Here is a 16,658-nt window from a genome sequence, read left to right as displayed (position 1 = left end):
ATTATTGTCCTTCCGATACGGTTTTAGGTTGGATATATTGAGTCAGTCTGATGAGCGCTGCGAGCACCAAACATACGCCGCCAATGACCATGGCTACTTGAAAGTAATACATTTGAATGCCTGTACCGGGCGCTTCTATCGCGCCGCGTTTCATCATGAATAAATAACCTGAATAGGCAATTACACCACCACTTATTAGCGCGATGATGTCGGAAATAAAGTGCAGTAAATGACGAATTTTGGCGGGCACCATATCCTCTAGAAAGGTAAAGCGAATATGAATGCCTTCTAAGTAGCACAATGCCATGCCAAACATGGTGCCATAGATCATGGCATATTTTGCCACTTCCTCACTCCATTGAATGGGCGAATTAAATAGGTAACGACTCAGGCTACTGACTAACACAACGCCAAAAATAACCAATAGAGAGGAGCCAGTTAAAATAGCGAGAAAATTTTTATAGAGGCGCTTCATGGTGAGCTTTCCGAGTGATGACAAAGGATAGGCAACCAAAAGTCAGTGCTTTTGGTTGCCTGGTTTCAACGTGTAAACACTTATTGCGAGTTGCTAACGACTTGTACCGACATTTGAACACGCTCAATCCATTCTGGCTGCACTTCGCCTTTCAACCAGTTGATAACAGCAGGCTGTGCGACCTCGCGAAACTTAGCCATTTGCTCTGGTGTTGGCGTGGTGATTTGCATGCCGTTTGCCGCAAGCGATTTTAAACCTTTTGCGGAATTGAATTGCTGTACTGCACGTCCTAACACGCCAGCCACCTTGGCTGCACGGTCAATGATGGCACGATCTTCATCACTCAAAGATTGATACACATCTTCATTGATTAATAGGAAGTCTGTGCCGTAAACGTGACCATCTAGGGTTAGGTATTTTTGGAACTCATAGAATTTATTCGCTTCGATAACACTGACAGGGTTTTCCTGACCATCAACGACACCAGTCGTCAGTGCAGAAGGCACTTCAGGCCACGCGATTGGCGTAGGTTCTGCCCCCATAGCTTTTACCATTTCTACGTACAACGGCAAAGTCTGAACGCGAATCTTTAAACCACTCAAATCTTTTGGTTCTGCCACAGGGCGTTTCGAGTTGGTGAAGTTACGGAAGCCCGTTTCACCATAGGCAAGCGTGCGTAGTCCGCTCTCTTTTAAGCAATGCTCGGACAAGGCTTTACCAAATTCACCGTCCAGAACTTCCCATGCCACAGGCGCAGATGGAAAAAGATAAGGAATTTCGAGTACGGCCGCTTCTTTACACACTTTAGCAAAGGCGCCAGATACCATGGCCATACTCAATGTGCCTTCTTGTGCCGATTGTACAAGGTCTGTTTCACCGCCAAGTTGGCTAGAAGGGTAGACATTGACTTCAATGCGGCCACCGGATTCGGCTTCTACAAGGTTTTTGAAGACTTCTGTTGCAGCACCTTTTTTGGACGTTGTCCAATCTTGAGGATCTACATGACCAATGGTTAAGGTTAGATCTGCTGCGCTTACGCTACTGACTGCGCCAGCGGCCAGTAAACCGAGGGTAATTTTTTTTGTTAGATTCATTTTTACGTCTCCAAGCTCGGGATCTGTGTCCCAATCGTATTATTTTTGTATTTTCTACCGGACTTCTCGAGCCGGTAGGCTGTTCGGTATTCGTGATTTAACAGGGTTAAGCGTCTAAATAATATAGGATCATTTCAAAAATACCCTATATTTTTTTCATTGAGACGCACAATTTTTATGCAGCTGCTCTTGTCAAGGTGCTGCTCTTTATATTTTGCTTACGGCGGGTGTTTTAGATCCACTTTGCCAAGCAAGGTAACCAAAATGTCGTAGTTTTTATATTTTTAGAAATGAATTTTTAATACCTCTTATATATCAAAAAGAGCATACGAAAGTTTTTCTAAGCAGGCATTTATAAAAAAAACTATATATATCAAGACCATAATATGGGGTTTTCATCGCTTAACCTGTGTTTTGAAAGAAAACTGCGGAATATAAATATCTTAAACGAGTCGGTATCTGGCCGATGTTGAGAATAGGCTATCTCAAAATGCAATACCCTTTCGGTTAAATTGAAATAGCCAAATTGTCCGAAGATAAAGAATACTCTAAAGTCATTATCTTTAACTGGCTGTACAGATAAGGAAGATGAGCGTGCATGAGGTTGGCGTTTAATCTTCATTTTCACAGCATTAACTCCAATAAAAACAGCGCTTTAAATAAGAATAGAGAGATGTAACATGATTATAGATTGCCATGGACACTATACGACCACGCCACCCGGTGTAGGCGAATACCGCGATAAGCAAAAAGCACAGGTCGCTAAAGATCCGGCTTTTGTGGGTGAAAAGGGTAAAGTCATTGTTTCAGACGACGAAATCCGTGACAGCATCATCAATAACCAACTACGTTTACAACAAGAGCGCGGTACAGATTTAACGATTTTCTCTCCTCGTGCGAGCTGGATGGGGCATCATATTGGTAATGAATACACCAGCCAGTATTGGACAGAACATCAAAATGATTTGATTCGCCGTGTGTGTGATCTTTTTCCCGAGAACTTTGCTCCCGTTGCGCAATTGCCCCAGTCTCCTGGTGTTGACCCAGGTAAATCGGTGGCGGAAATCGTTCGTACCGTGGAAGAAATGGGCTTTATTGGTATCAACCTGAACCCAGATCCAAGTGGTGGTTATTGGCAAGACAAGTCTTTGGCGGATCGTTCTTTCTATCCTATTTATGAAAAAATGTGCGAATACGACATTCCTGCGATGATCCATGTGAGCGCGGCATGTAACGATTGTTTCCACACGACTGGCTCACACTACCTAGGTGCGGATACCACGGGCTTTCAGCAGTTGATGATGTCGGACGTATTTAAAGATTTCCCAGATCTAAAAATCATTATTCCTCATGGCGGTGGCGCCGTGCCTTATCACTGGGGTCGTTTCCGTGGCATGGCACTAGATCAAGGTTTTGATCTTGCTGAGCGTGTTTTGAACAACATCTATTTCGATACCTGTGTTTATCATCAGCGTGGTATTGATCTTCTGTTAGACATCATCCCAACCAAGAACATCTTGTTTGCGTCTGAAATGATCGGTGCGGTACGCGGTGTCGATCCAGAAACGGGCCACTATTTTGATGATACGAAACGTTATATTGACAACAACACCGTGTTATCCGCTGAGCAAAAACAAGCGATCTTTGAAGGGAATGCGCGTCGCGTCTTTTCAAGATTAAAAGCTTAAGTGTATCGATTTTAAGGAAAGCATCATGCGAAATAATGTAGTAGTACAAAATATTGAACGCGCCGACCAAGCTGTCATCGATGGTTTAGCTGAGTGTGGCGTCGCAACGATTCATGAATCTCAAGGTCGTGTTGGTTTATTGGCTCATTACATGCGCCCCATTCAAATGGACAAAACCATTGCCGGATCCGCGATCACGATTTCAGGTGCCGCTGGCGATAACTGGATGATGCACGTGGCGATAGAACAGTGCAAAGCCGGTGATGTGATGGTGTTTGCACCAACGTCTCCTTCAAACCATGGTTTTTTCGGTGATTTGTTGGCGACGTCGGCTCAATCTCGTGGCGTGGTTGGCTTGGTGATTGATGGCGGCGTTCGGGATACTCGCGATCTTCGTCAAATGAACTTCCCTGTGTGGTCAAAAGCAGTGTTTGCTGAAGGCACGATCAAGGAAACGGTGGGCTCCGTAAACGTGCCGATTGTTTGCGCGGATGCCTTGGTGAATCCGGGGGATGTCATTGTCGCAGATGATGACGGCGTGGTGGTTGTTCGTCGTGAAAATGCCGCGGAAGTGTTGGAATTGGCTCGTAAGCGCATGGCCAATGAAGAAGCCAAACGTGTGCGTATGGCCAACGGTGAATTGGGCTTAGATATTTATGAAATGCGCCCTCGCTTAGCAGAAAAAGGCTTGAAATATGTCTAAACAGGCAGGCGTTATAAAAAGTGCGCCTTGTATGTGGATGCGTGGCGGCACCTCTAAAGGCGCGTATTTTTTAGCCGACGATTTACCCATAGATGTGGATGCTCGCGCCGCGTTTTTATTGCGCGTGATGGGCTCGCCAGATGAGCGTCAAATTGACGGCATTGGTGGTGCGGATCCGTTGGCCTCGAAAGTCGCTGTGGTAAAAAAATCGTCTCGTGATGATGCCGATGTGGATTACTTATTTCTGCAGGTCTTTGTTGATCAGGCGATTGTCACCGACGCACAAAACTGCGGCAATATTCTAGCGGGTATTGCGCCGTTCGCCATTGAGCGTGGCTTAGTGGCGGTTCAAGAGGGCGAAACGTCTGTACGTATCTTTATGGAAAACACGGGGCAAATCGCCGTAGCGCGTGTCGCGGTAAAAGATGGCGAAGTGCAATACGAGGGCGATGCCCGTATTGACGGCGTGCCAGGTTTCTCGGCTGCTGTGCCGATCGTGTTCCAAGACACGGCAGGGTCAAGCTGTGGTGCCTTGTTGCCAACAGGCAATGTGGTCGATGTGATTGATGGTGTCGAGGTAACCTGTATCGACAACGGTATGCCTGTGGTGATCATTCGTGCTGTGGACATGGGGATTACGGGGACAGAATCTCGTGAAGAGCTCGAAGCCAATGACGCGTTGCGGGCCAAGCTCGAATCGATTCGCTTGCAAGTTGGTCCCATGATGAACTTAGGGGATGTGAAAGACAAATCCGTGCCTAAAATGACCATGGTAAGCGCAGCCACGAACGGTGGTGCCATCTCGACTCGTACATTTATTCCCCATCGTTGCCATGCTTCGATTGGCGTCTTGGGGGCGGTGAGTGTGGCGACCGCAGCCGTTCTGAAAGGCTCGCCAGCGAATGAAGTGGCGAATTATGAGCCTAGCACTCGCATGACCTTGGATGTTGAACATCCGATTGGGTCGATGACCGTTATTTTAGATCAAGATGAAAACGGCGATGTGGGCTCAGCCGCGATTTTACGCACCGCGAGAAAGTTGTTTGATGGACAAGTATTTGCTCATGACAACGGTCTTTAACTCGCTAGTTTTATGTCATAACGACTGCTTAATTAGAACGAATAATAAAACAGGTATTTGAACATGATGGACAAAGATTATATTCCATTTCATCCAAACCCAAGCAAGCCAACGTTTAAAGCGCCAGCGGGGGCGGTAGATGCGCATTGTCACGTTTTTGGTCCAGCGGATAAATTCCCCTACCATCCAAAACGTAAGTACACACCTTGCGACGCCTCCAAAGAGCAGTTGTTTGCCTTGCGTGATCACCTAGGTTTTTCGCGTAATGTGATTGTGCAGGCCTCTTGTCACAGTACGGATAATTCCGCCTTGATTGATGCGTTAGAGACGGCTGGGGATTTGGCTCGCGGTGTGGCGTTTGTTGATGATTCGATTACGCACGAAGACATCGAAAAAATGCATGCAGTAGGTGTGCGCGGTGTGCGCTTTAACTTTGTGAAACGTCTTGTAGACAGCACTCCAAAAGAAGTGTTTTTTTCGATTGCTGACAAGATTCGTCCTTTCGGTTGGCACATTGTAGTGTACTTTGAAGCGGCAGATCTAGAAGACTTGATTCCGTTCTTGAAAGCGTTGAATACCACGATTGTGGTGGATCATATGGGCACACCCAATGTGGCCAATGGCGTGGATCATCCAGACTTCCAACGTTTTGTTAACTTCATGGCGGACAATGACAATGTATGGTGTAAGGTCAGTTGCCCTGAGCGTTTGACGCAACATGCGCCAGATTATTCTGATGTGTATCCTTTTGCTCGTACCTTGGTCGAGCAATTTTCTGATCGTGTGTTGTGGGGGACCGATTGGCCACATCCAAACATGAAAGTAGAGGCGCCCAATGATGGACATCTTGTGGATGTGATTCCTCATATCGCGCCAACTAAAGAACTACAGCAAGCGTTGTTGGTGGATAACCCAATGCGCCTGTATTGGAACTAATCCAAACTCCGCTGCAAAGTATCAAAATAGAGGTTACCAAGATGGCTAGTAACTATACAGATCGACAGTTCCAAGGGACGTACCTTTTTGACGGCCAGATGGCGAAAAAAGGCTACGGCTTAAACAAAATGTGTTACTCATTTAACGATCAAGTCGCACGTGATGAATTTAATGCGGACCCAGAAGCCTATTGTGAAAAATTCAAACTCACACAAGCGCAAAAAGAAGCGATTCGTAACCGAGATGTTATTGGGCTTTTGCGTGAAGGTGGCAGTATCTACTATTTAGCGAAATTCACCGGATTGTTAAAGCTAAATATGCAGGATATTGGTGGTTTGCAAACGGGCATGACCACGGACGAATTTAAAGCGATGTTAGAAAGAAACGGGCGAGGAGAAGTCTAATGGCAAACATTATTGGTGCAATAACGACGTCTCATATTCCGGCGATTGCCAATGCGATGGCCAACGGATTGGAAGAAACGCCCTATTGGAAACCGTTTTTTGATGGTTATCCGCCAGTGCGTGACTGGTTGAATGAGAAAAAACCGGATGTGATTATTCTTTTTTACAATGATCACGGTTTGGAGTTCTTCATCGACAAAAAACCCACTTTTGCGATGGGCGTTGCGGACGAATATTACAACTCGGATGAAGGCTGGGGGATTCCGACAATTCCACCTGTAACAGGTGAGTCTGATTTGTCTTGGCACATTGCCAACAGCCTTGTCGACGAAGGGTTTGACATGACGATCTGCCAAGAAATGAAGGTCGATCATGGTTTAACCGTACCGTTGAATCTTATGTGGCCGGGGCACAAATACGGTCACGTAAAAGTCATTCCTGTGTGCATTAACTGCGAGCAATACCCAATGCCACAACCTTGGCGTACCTTTGAACTAGGCAAAGCCATTGGCCGAGCGGTTGCATCGTATGAAAAGGATCTTAATGTGGTGGTGTTTGGTACGGGCGGCATGTCTCATCAACTGGATGGTGAACGCGCTGGCTTTATCAACCGTGCTTTTGATCTAGACTGTCTGGATAAGTTGGTTTCTGACCCAGAAGCCTTAACGAAATACACGAACATTGATCTTGTTGAGCAAGGCGGAGCACAAGCTGTTGAGCTGAACATGCTGATAGCAATGCGCGGTACCTTGTTAGGTAAAGTGACTGAACTGCATCGTAATTACCATGCGCCGATTTCGAATACAGGCTCAGGTTTGATGCTGTTAGAGCATGAAATGCCTAAATAAATTGGTGCTCATGTACGATGATAAAAGATCCGCTGCCTTCATTTTTTAGGCTGCGGGTCTTTTCATCCTTCGATTTATATCAGTTTATTTACTGTGTTCGAAACATGCATCGCGCCTTTCAAAATTTCGTCTATGATGCCTGAGGCGTCTTCTATTAATTGAGCGCTTTGTGCTGAATGTTCATTTACCTTGCTCATGCTGGTTTTGGCTTGGCGTGTCAAATTGCTATTCTCTTTCACCATGTCCTCAATTTCGGTGGTCGATTTGCTGGTACGAGAGGCCAGTGTGCGAACCTCATCAGCAACCACCGCGAAGCCCCGGCCATGTTCGCCAGCACGAGCTGCCTCTATCGCCGCGTTTAGAGCCAATAAATTGGTTTGATCCGCTATCGATCCTATGGTGGTGACAATTTTGGCGATTTTTTCTGATTGAACGTTTAATTGTTCTATCAAATTCTCTGCTGTTTGGACTTCGGTGATTATCTGTTTAGATGATGTGGTTGTCTGCTGCAGAATACTCGCACCTTTTTTGGATGCATCAGCTGTTTCTACCGACGTCGTATACGCCACATTTGCGGCGTCTTGTGTTGCTAATCCTGTATTTACTCGTTGAGTAATGTCTGACGCTACCTTTAATATTTTTATAACTTTGCCGGTATCGTCATAAATAGGGTTGTAGCTGGCTTCTAGCCAAACCGTCTTTTTATGCTTATTGATACGCTCAAAGCGACCTGTTTTGAATTCGCCTTGTGCGAGCTCTTGCCAGAACTGAGGGTGCTTCTTATAGAAATCGTCTTTACAAAATTGTCTATGATGTTGTCCAACGATTTCCTTAGTGGACTGAAAGCCCATAGTCGTCAAGAAATTCTGATTGGCTGTGATGATGGTGCCATCTGGCTTAAATTCGATCATAGCATTTGAGCGATTGATTGCATTGTAAACCGCTTGTTGGCTGTCAGCACGATGCTTTGCTTCCGTGACGTCGGAGGCAATTTTCATGATTTTGACGACTTTGCCATCGACTTTAACCGGAAAGTAAGTGGCCTCTATCCACAGGTCCGATCCGTCTTTTCTTTTGCGCAAAAAGGTGCCTTGTTGGCAGCTCCCTGATGCGAGTGTTGGCCAAAATTGTTTATATTCTTGACTAGTAAAAATCGCCTCTGGGCATAGCATAGCGTGGTGTTTGCCTTGGATCTGATCAAGTGAGTAACCCACAGCACTTAGAAATAAGGGATTGGCATCAAGTATGGTGCCATCCGGAAGAAAATAGATGGTGGCACAGAATGCGGTGATGGCTTGAACCAAAGCATCATTTTCTGACGTCTCGGCTTTGTCATGGTTGATATTTTTTTTTCCAAAGAACATGGTGATTTTCTCTTTTTTTTATAACGTTGTCGCACGATCAGTTGGTGGCTCAAGGAGGCATGAAAGTGTCTTTCAATAGATTGGAGGATCATAAATATTCTTTGTGATCTTGTCTGTGGGCAAAGGGTCTTGAAGTGGTAATTTTATGTTACATTGAGGAAAATTATGCCTTATATCAGCGGATTTTTATGCTTTTTTTGACACATAGGTTCGCGGACATTCGGGAGAACATGTATTCAAACTGAGCAATATTTTGTTGAATATAGTCAATAAAAGAACGCATGGTTGGCGTTGGGTGGCGTCCTTGGGGATGGATCAAGCACCAAGAGCGGCGAAGAGGGAAGTCTTTGATGGGGACTTCGACTAGTGTGCCAAGGGTGAGCTCAGACAAAATGCCCAATTTTGGTAAGACCGCGACACCTAGACCCGCAATAACGGCGTGTTTGATGGCGTCATTGGAGCCTATTTCCATGCCTGCTTGCAAGCGAATACGTTGTTTTTGGCAGTGTAATTCGAGTGCTAAGCGACTACCAGAACCCGCTTCTCGAAGCAGTAAATTGTGTTCTAAAAATGCGCTCAATGATATGTCTTCTAGAGTGAGAATAGGGTGGTTTTGTGGTGCGACAGCGATCAATTCATTATTCAAAAAAGGTAGGCTAAACATGGGTTTATCGTTTGGTACCAATCCCATGATGGTTAATTCATCATGACTTTCATTAAGGCGTTCAATCGCAGCGGCACGATTCATAATTTTTACGTTTATCGTCACATTTGGATGCAAGCTGGTATACGCGCCAAGCAAATAAGGCACCACATGTTGTGCTGTGCTCACGGCCACTAAGGTTAATTCACCTGAGATCAGTCCCGTTTCAGCGGATAAGTCTTGCTGAAAACGCTCGATTTCATCAAACATAGCATGAATGCACTGAGCCAAGCGTTTGGCCGTTGCTGTGCTATAAAGCTGACGGCCGACGTATTCAAACAAGGGTTGCTCGAGCGCTTGTTCAAGATGTCGTATTTGATTGCTAACCGCGGGTTGAGTCAGGCCGAGCATGTCGCCAGCTCGACTGTAGCTGTTCAATTCATAGACACTTCTAAAAACTTGTAACTGTCGAAAAGTCAGTCGATTGACTAAACTTTGTACACTCTGAGGCATTGTTATTTTCCCTCTTATATCGCGATTGTACGGTTATCTATCAGGTATAGCTTATAGATAACTCTTGTAATATCAATTTTTACTTTGGTTAGTATTTGAGTAGTCTGAATATTCAGAGGTATTTGTACAAAAGTTGTACTGGCTACGTTGTGCAGTGATCTCTTCAAACAAGAAAGGAGTGACTCATGTTAAAAAAAGTGTTGATTGCTAACCGAGGTGAAATTGCGGTTCGTATCATTCGCGCTTGTGCAGAGGCTGGGATTCGCTCTGTGGCGATTTTTACGGAACCGGATCGATATGCCTTGCATGTCAAACGGGCGGATGAATCTTATTCGTTGGGTGAGGACCCTCTTGCCGGTTATTTAGACCCTTTGCGTTTGGTTAACTTAGCCATAGAGACAGGCTGTGATGCGATTCATCCCGGTTACGGTTTTTTGTCTGAGAACGCGCGCTTTGCCGAGTTATGCGAGCAAAAAGGCGTCGCTTTTATTGGGCCTCATTCTTCTGTTATTCATAAAATGGGTGATAAAACCCAAGCCCGAGACAGTATGCGTGCGGCAGGGATTCCGATCACGCCAGGCTCTGAAGGGAATTTAGCGAACCTTGACGAAGCGTTGAGTTTGGCTGGAAAAATTGGTTATCCAGTGATGATCAAGGCCACCTCTGGTGGTGGCGGTCGAGGTATTCGTCGCTGTGATACGCCAGCAGAATTAACGTCGCAGTACCCTCGCGTTATTTCTGAAGCGACCAAAGCCTTTGGTTCTGCCGAAGTGTTTTTAGAGAAGTGCATTGTGGACCCTTGCCATATTGAGGTGCAAGTATTAGCCGACTCCCAAGGTAATGCTGTGCATTTGTTTGAGCGTGATTGTTCGATACAGCGTCGTAACCAAAAATTGATCGAAATTGCGCCGAGCCCACAGCTTACTCCGGAACAACGTCAGTATATTTGCGATCTTGCAGTGCGAGCCGCCAAAGCGGTGAATTATGTTAACGCGGGTACCGTGGAGTTTCTATTGTCTGGCAACGAAGTGTATTTCATGGAAATGAATACCCGTGTACAGGTTGAACACACGATTACCGAGCAAATCACAGGGGTTGATATTGTCCGTGAGCAGCTTCGTATTGCTGCAGGCTTGCCCCTTAGCTTCCGCCAAGAAGACATTTATTATCGTGGTTATGCGATGCAATTTCGCATTAATGCGGAAGATCCAAAAAACGATTTTTTACCCAGCTTTGGTCGTATTACTCACTACTACGCACCGGGTGGCCCGGGGGTGCGTGTGGATACCGCAATTTATACTGGCTACGAGATTCCGCCTTACTTTGATTCCATGTGTTTGAAGCTGGTGGTGTGGGCGTTGACGTGGGATGAGATGGTCGCACGTGGTCGACGCGCCATTGATGATATGCGTTTGCATGGTATCAAAACCACGGCGAATTATTATCAGCAAATATTGAAGCATCCAGATTTCATCAAGGGGAAATTCAATACTGGGTTCGTGCCAGCGCACCCTGAATTATTAAATTATTCCGTTAGACGCCATCCAAGCGATATTGCCTTGGTGTTGGCAGCCGCTATTGCAGCGCATGTTGGTCGATAATCCGCAGGAGGAAGAAAATGAGTCAAGTTAAACAAACAATACAAGTGACAGATGTCACCTTGCGTGATGCTCACCAATCGCTGATTGCCACTCGTATGCGTACGGAAGACATGTTGCCGATCTGTGAGAAACTCGATCAAGTGGGTTTTTGGTCTTTAGAAGTGTGGGGCGGCGCAACCTTTGATGCTTGCGTACGCTTTTTGAAAGAAGACCCTTGGGAGCGATTGCGTCAATTGCGTGCAGCTTTGCCTAATACTCGTTTGCAAATGCTGCTACGCGGTCAAAACCTGTTGGGTTATCGCCATTATGCCGATGATGTGGTGGAAGCCTTTGTGCAAAAGGCGGCCGATAACGGCATCGATGTGTTCCGTGTGTTCGATGCACTAAATGATCTGCGTAATATTGAAACCGCGATGAAAGCGGTGAAAAAAGCTGGTAAACATGCGCAAGGCACGATTTGTTATACGACCAGTCCTGTGCACACACTCGCCTTGTTTGTTGAGCAAGCCAAAGCGATGCAAGCCATGGGCGCAGACTCTATTGCCATTAAAGACATGGCGGGGTTACTAACGCCTTATGCGACTTATGATCTGGTGAAGGCCATCAAAGCAGCGGTTGATTTACCCTTGGTAGTGCACAGTCACTCCACTTCTGGTTTGGCACCTTTGTGTCAGCTGAAAGCCATTGAGGCGGGGGCAGATCGTATTGATACGGCGATTTCATCCTTTGCCAGCGGCACCAGTCACCCAGCCACTGAAACTCAAGTGGCGGCATTAAAAGATACCGAGTATGACACAGGTTTAGATTTAACCTTGTTGTCAGAGATTGCCGATTACTTCCGCGATGTTCGTAAAAAGTATCATCAATTTGAAAGTGAATTTACGCGCGAAGATGTGTCTGTGCAGATTAACCAAGTCCCGGGCGGCATGATGTCCAACTTGGCGAATCAATTAAAAGAGCAAAATGCTCTAGACAAGATTCGTGAGGTGTTTGCCGAGATTCCTCGTGTGCGTGCAGACTTAGGTTATCCGCCATTGGTGACGCCAACCTCGCAAATTGTGGGGACGCAGGCGGTTTATAATGTATTAGCTGGCCAGCGTTATAAAACCATTACCAATGAAGTAAAACGTTACTTATTGGGAGGTTATGGTCAACCGCCTGCCGCGGTGAATCCAGACGTACAGAAAAAAGCCATAGGGAATGAATCGGTGAACGACGCTCGTCCAGCGGATTCGTTGTCGCCAGAGCTATATAAGCTGCGTAAAGAAATCGGTGAATTAGCGAAGTCGGAAGAGGACGTACTGACCTTTGCTATGTTCCCCGAGTTAGGCCGCGAATTCCTACAGCAACGTGCCGATGGCAGCTTGGTTCCTGAAGTCTTGTTACCGCCAGAACAAGCAGGTCAAGGCACCGCCGCAGGTGGCTTGGCAACGGAGTTCAAGATTGATGTGCATGGAGAGGTTTACAACGTTGAAATCACTGGCGTGGGGGATTTTGGGGCTGGAAAACGCAAACTGTACTTGTCTTTGGATGGTATGCCAGAAGAAGTGGTATTCGAATCGTTAAACGAATACGTGTCTGACGGCGGTTCTGGTCGATCTCGTGCGACAGCGCCGGGCCATGTCAGTGCGGCCATGCCGGGCAATATCATTGATGTCCTGGTGAAAGAAGGCGACACAGTGACTGCAGGTCAAGCTGTGCTTGTCACGGAAGCGATGAAGATGGAAACCGAAGTGCATGCCAATGTGGCGGGTACGGTAAAAGGGGTTTTCGTTAAAAAAGGCGATCGAGTCACACCGGGCGAAATGTTGATTGAGATTGTGTAAATCGAAGCACGGTGGAGGCTTTTTGAACGGATGATATAAGCAAAAGCCCCTTACTCTTTTTCATACATAAAGAGTAAGGGGCTTTTTGTTAGTTGATTTCTGTTAGAACTCTTCGGTGTCTATTTCGGCCTGTTGCGCTGCTGTATAGCGCGTACCGTGGACGTTATGTTGATTAATCATTTCGTCTAGCAAGCTGACTTGTTTGGCATCCAGCTTTAATTGCGCTGCTTCAAGATTGTCTTTCATATGATTAACCGAACGAGTACCCGGAATAGGGACAATATTTTTGTCTTTTGCGTTAAGCCAAGCCAATGCTAGCTGTGACGGCGTGCAGCCGATGTCTTTCGCAAGGGCAAAGTAGTCGTTTAACAAGGCAAGATTGTTAGGATAATGCTCGGCGTTAAAACGAGGCATGTTGTTGCGAATGTCTTTGGCTTCTAAATCCGCAACGTCTTTTAGTGTGCCCGTTAAAAAGCCACGCGCTAAGGGACTGAAAGCAACAAAAGTAATGCCCAATTTTTTACAAGTGTCTAATACGGCGATTTCTGGGTTACGTGTCCATAAAGAATATTCGGACTGAATCGCGGTAATGGGAAATTCGTTGTGAGCACGGGTTAATGTCTCAGCCGATACTTCGGATAAGCCAACGGCGCCTATTTTGCCTTCTTTTACTAACTCACCCAGCGTTCCTACGCTTTCTTCGATGGGCACATTGAAGTCTAAGCGATGCAAATAATACAAATCGATATGGTCTGTTTGCAGGCGCTTTAGGCTGTCTTCGCATTGTTTGCGAATGTTTTCTGGTCGGCCGTTAATCTCTTTTTTGCCATCGACCATGGCCATGCCGCATTTGCTGGCAAGGAAAAACTCATCACGGCGATCTTTTAGCGCTTTACCGACCAAGAGTTCATTATTTCCGCCGCCATAAAGCGTTGCAGTATCAAAATGGCGATAACCCATTTCAAAGGCTTGATGTAGGGCTTTTATTGCTTGTTCTTCTGCAACCGGTGAACCGTAAGCATGGGATAAATTCATGCAGCCGAGGCCGATGTTTGGATGGGTTAAATGAGGGTGTTTTGACATAACAATATCCTTAATAAAACAGGGAGCCGAAGCTCCCCATTTGAGTTTTGTTGAGTCACTTTAAAGTATTGTCACTTTAGAGCATTACGATTTAGTCTTCTAGACATTGTTCTAAGCGATGTAGGGTTTCCATGGCTTCAATGGCTTGGGTGACACAAGCGTTCGGTGCACGACCTTCCTGAATCGCGGCTATGAACTCACGGTCTTGTAGCTCAATGCCGTTATTTGACACCGCCACACCCGAGAGATCAATCTTGTTCTCGCTGCCGTCAAATAGATCGTCATAACGTGCGATATAAGTACCGTTATCGCAAATATAACGGAAGAAAGTGCCGAATGGACCGTCGTTATTGAAGGACAAAGATAGCGTACAGATTGCGCCATTCGGTACTTTCATGCCAATGCTCATGTCCATGGCAATGCCAAGTTCAGGATGGATTGGGCCTTGTAGCGCTTGAACCTTGCTGGCTGTTTCGCCGGTTTGGTATTGGAATAAATCCACTGTATGGCAAGCATGGTGCCACAGTAGATGGTCGGTCCAAGAGCGTGCTTGGCCAAGGGCGTTTTTGTTTGAACGACGGAAAAAGTAAGTTTGCACGTCCATTTGTTGAACGTTTAATTCGCCCGCCATGATCTTGTTGTGAATCCACTGATGCGAAGGATTGAAACGGCGAGTGTGCCCCGCCATCGCAACTAGGCCAGTTTTCTTTTGTACTTCGACCACTTTGCGAGCGTCTTCGATGTTATCTGCCATGGGGATTTCAGACATAACATGTTTGCCAGCTTCAAGGCATTGGATAGTTTGTGCCGCGTGCATTTGAGTCGGGGTCGCTAGAATAACAGCGTCCACGTCGTCACGAGCCAAACTCTCGGCTAGATCTGTAGTGTAGTGAGGTACGCCGCGTTCTTGCGCGAACGCTTTGATGGCGTCTATTTTGGTGCCAACTACAGAAACAACCTCTGCGCCTTCAATGGCCGCAATGGCGTCCATGTGTTTCATGCCAAAAGCGCCTGATGCACCAGCGATACAAATTCTCATTAGTTGGCTCCTGTTTTTATTAGTGAATAGAATAATGACTCACAAATTTAGCATCCGATAGCCGATGGGGGTAATCCATAAACCGCATTAGCCATTCATTTTTTGCAATCTGGTTTCTTTCAGGGTTAGCGAAAGTGTTCAGATATTTCTCGCAATAAGCTGAGGAAATGGGACTGGGTCACCGTTGGAAGCCAGCTTTTTCGCACACAAAGTCCAATTGGTCGGCGAGTATGTTCCAGTGGAAAGTCGATGACATTGAGTAATTCAATATTAATTTCTCGCTCTACTTGGTGTGCTGAAATCAGGGTCAGGCGGTCACTTTCGATTAATAATTCACGAATCAATATCTGTGAACTGGATTCAACCAACCTAGTGGGTAACGGAATGCCTGCATCATGAAAAATATCTTCGAAGGCTTGCCGAGTAGGAGTACCTTTGGCGGGAACCACCCAAGCAAACTCTGCCAGCTCTTTGGCACTAACAGGGTGTTTGCTCATTAAGGGGTGATTTGTGCGAGCAACAACCGACAAAGGTGGTGCCCATAGCTCTTCTTGGACCACATCGTCAGCGGGGGAAGGGTAGCGTAAGGCTCCTAAAATAATATCGATGTCGCCTTGGCGTAGATGATGTAATAAATCGGCATAAGGGCCTTCGGTTACATTGATATTCACATCAGGATGGCGTTCATTAAATTGCAAAATGGATTTAGGCAGGATGGTCATACGGGCCAAAGGCATACTGCCAATGGTGATGGTACTGACATCTTTGAATTGTAAGGCGTTGATCTCGTAAATGCCTTGGCGTAATTCACTAAAAGCCAGTTTGGTGGCTTTCGCTAAGGTTTGTGCGGCTTTCGTTGCATTTGTACCAAGACTGTTTTTTTCAAATAACACGACCCCAAGTAAGCGCTCTAAATCACGGGCAGCGCGATGAACAGAGGACTGGGAAACCGCCAAATTGCGGCTGGCAATGCTGAAGTTTTGCGCTTCACAGACGGCAATCAAGGCCCGTAGTTGTGTCGTGCTGATCAAGGCCACGAGATTTTTTTGCACACGCTCTTTGGGGGTGTTGTCTTTGACGATTTCGAGTGTGGCGTTTTGGATATGATGGATGGCGCGGCTTACGCGTTTTTGCCATACCTCACCTGATGGCGTGGGATACATACCATCTGAATGGCGCTCAAATAGGGCCGCGCCTAATAGCCCCTCTAGCTTTGCAATGGCTTGTGTAATGGCAGGTTGTGATAAGAAGATGGTTTCAGATGCACGAGTAATACTTTTCAGCTCTGCTACCGCGAGAAAGACACGCAAATGTCGTAGGTTGGGAATTGCGATCTCCATAAGACCTCCTTATTATTTTA

15 protein-coding genes are annotated in these 16,658 nt (G+C 46.2%); 8 read left to right on the top strand and 7 right to left on the bottom strand.

From position 1 onward, the window contains the following. Nucleotide 1: 1 nt before the first annotated feature. On the bottom strand, nucleotides 2-475 hold the full coding sequence (locus tag DK187_RS09740) for a TRAP transporter small permease (RefSeq protein ID WP_111607160.1): 474 nt from the start codon (nucleotides 473-475) through the stop codon (nucleotides 2-4). A gap of 80 nt (nucleotides 476-555) precedes the next feature. Beyond that, nucleotides 556-1,569, bottom strand: coding sequence for a DctP family TRAP transporter solute-binding subunit (locus DK187_RS09735; RefSeq protein ID WP_111607159.1), 1,014 nt, complete (start codon nucleotides 1,567-1,569; stop codon nucleotides 556-558). A 680-nt stretch (nucleotides 1,570-2,249) separates the two neighbouring features. On the opposite strand from DK187_RS09735, the gene DK187_RS09730 reads away from it, so the two are divergent. The 6 genes from DK187_RS09730 (at nucleotide 2,250) to DK187_RS09705 (ending at nucleotide 7,229) form a co-directional block, all read left to right on the top strand. After that, complete coding sequence (locus DK187_RS09730; RefSeq protein WP_111607158.1) at nucleotides 2,250-3,257, top strand: amidohydrolase family protein; 1,008 nt, start codon at nucleotides 2,250-2,252, stop codon at nucleotides 3,255-3,257. A 25-nt stretch (nucleotides 3,258-3,282) separates the two neighbouring features. Beyond that, a complete protein-coding gene (locus DK187_RS09725; RefSeq protein WP_111607157.1) occupies nucleotides 3,283-3,960 on the top strand; it encodes a 4-carboxy-4-hydroxy-2-oxoadipate aldolase/oxaloacetate decarboxylase in 678 nt (225 codons plus the stop codon). Beyond that, on the top strand, nucleotides 3,953-5,041 hold the full coding sequence (locus tag DK187_RS09720; RefSeq protein WP_111607156.1) for a 4-oxalomesaconate tautomerase: 1,089 nt from the start codon (nucleotides 3,953-3,955) through the stop codon (nucleotides 5,039-5,041). Before DK187_RS09725 ends, DK187_RS09720 begins: the two co-directional genes overlap by 8 nt. 63 nt (nucleotides 5,042-5,104) lie before the next feature. Then, nucleotides 5,105-5,977 carry an amidohydrolase family protein gene (locus tag DK187_RS09715; protein ID WP_111607155.1) on the top strand — a complete coding sequence of 291 codons (873 nt, stop codon included), beginning with the start codon at nucleotides 5,105-5,107 and terminating at the stop codon, nucleotides 5,975-5,977. Between the two features lie 41 nt (nucleotides 5,978-6,018). After that, nucleotides 6,019-6,381 (top strand): protocatechuate 4,5-dioxygenase subunit alpha, encoded by a 363-nt coding sequence (locus DK187_RS09710; RefSeq protein WP_111607154.1) that lies wholly within the window; start codon nucleotides 6,019-6,021, stop codon nucleotides 6,379-6,381. Then, a complete protein-coding gene (locus DK187_RS09705) occupies nucleotides 6,381-7,229 on the top strand; it encodes a class III extradiol dioxygenase family protein (RefSeq protein ID WP_111607153.1) in 849 nt (282 codons plus the stop codon). The genes DK187_RS09710 and DK187_RS09705 overlap by 1 nt, the downstream gene beginning before the upstream one ends. Before the next feature lie 74 nt (nucleotides 7,230-7,303). Here DK187_RS09705 and DK187_RS21485 read toward each other — a convergent pair whose 3' ends face one another. Continuing rightward, nucleotides 7,304-8,593 (bottom strand): methyl-accepting chemotaxis protein, encoded by a 1,290-nt coding sequence (locus tag DK187_RS21485; protein WP_111607152.1) that lies wholly within the window; start codon nucleotides 8,591-8,593, stop codon nucleotides 7,304-7,306. Between the two features lie 175 nt (nucleotides 8,594-8,768). After that, on the bottom strand, nucleotides 8,769-9,749 hold the full coding sequence (locus tag DK187_RS09695) for a LysR family transcriptional regulator (protein WP_111607151.1): 981 nt from the start codon (nucleotides 9,747-9,749) through the stop codon (nucleotides 8,769-8,771). A gap of 185 nt (nucleotides 9,750-9,934) precedes the next feature. Between DK187_RS09695 and DK187_RS09690 the strand changes: the two genes are divergently transcribed. Continuing rightward, on the top strand, nucleotides 9,935-11,350 hold the full coding sequence (locus tag DK187_RS09690) for an acetyl-CoA carboxylase biotin carboxylase subunit (RefSeq protein ID WP_111607150.1): 1,416 nt from the start codon (nucleotides 9,935-9,937) through the stop codon (nucleotides 11,348-11,350). Between the two features lie 17 nt (nucleotides 11,351-11,367). Then, the gene (oadA, locus tag DK187_RS09685; RefSeq protein ID WP_111607149.1) at nucleotides 11,368-13,176 is read left to right on the top strand and encodes a sodium-extruding oxaloacetate decarboxylase subunit alpha; all 1,809 of its coding nucleotides are present in this window, start codon (nucleotides 11,368-11,370) and stop codon (nucleotides 13,174-13,176) included. Between the two features lie 102 nt (nucleotides 13,177-13,278). Here oadA and DK187_RS09680 read toward each other — a convergent pair whose 3' ends face one another. The 3 genes from DK187_RS09680 to DK187_RS09670 all read right to left on the bottom strand — a co-directional run bounded on the left by DK187_RS09680 (nucleotide 13,279) and on the right by DK187_RS09670 (nucleotide 16,638). Continuing rightward, nucleotides 13,279-14,259 carry an aldo/keto reductase gene (locus tag DK187_RS09680; RefSeq protein WP_111607148.1) on the bottom strand — a complete coding sequence of 327 codons (981 nt, stop codon included), beginning with the start codon at nucleotides 14,257-14,259 and terminating at the stop codon, nucleotides 13,279-13,281. Between the two features lie 91 nt (nucleotides 14,260-14,350). Then, complete coding sequence (locus DK187_RS09675; protein ID WP_111607147.1) at nucleotides 14,351-15,298, bottom strand: Gfo/Idh/MocA family oxidoreductase; 948 nt, start codon at nucleotides 15,296-15,298, stop codon at nucleotides 14,351-14,353. A gap of 125 nt (nucleotides 15,299-15,423) precedes the next feature. Further along, nucleotides 15,424-16,638, bottom strand: a complete 1,215-nt coding sequence (locus DK187_RS09670) for a LysR family transcriptional regulator (protein ID WP_111607146.1) — start codon at nucleotides 16,636-16,638, stop codon at nucleotides 15,424-15,426. Between the last annotated feature and the right edge of the window lie 20 nt (nucleotides 16,639-16,658).

The sequence above is a fragment of the Marinomonas arctica genome, from assembly GCF_003259225.1.
Lineage (GTDB): Bacteria > Pseudomonadota > Gammaproteobacteria > Pseudomonadales > Marinomonadaceae > Marinomonas > Marinomonas arctica.
Note: the sequence above shows the minus strand (reverse complement) of the source record. Positions and strands in the feature narration are given on the sequence as shown.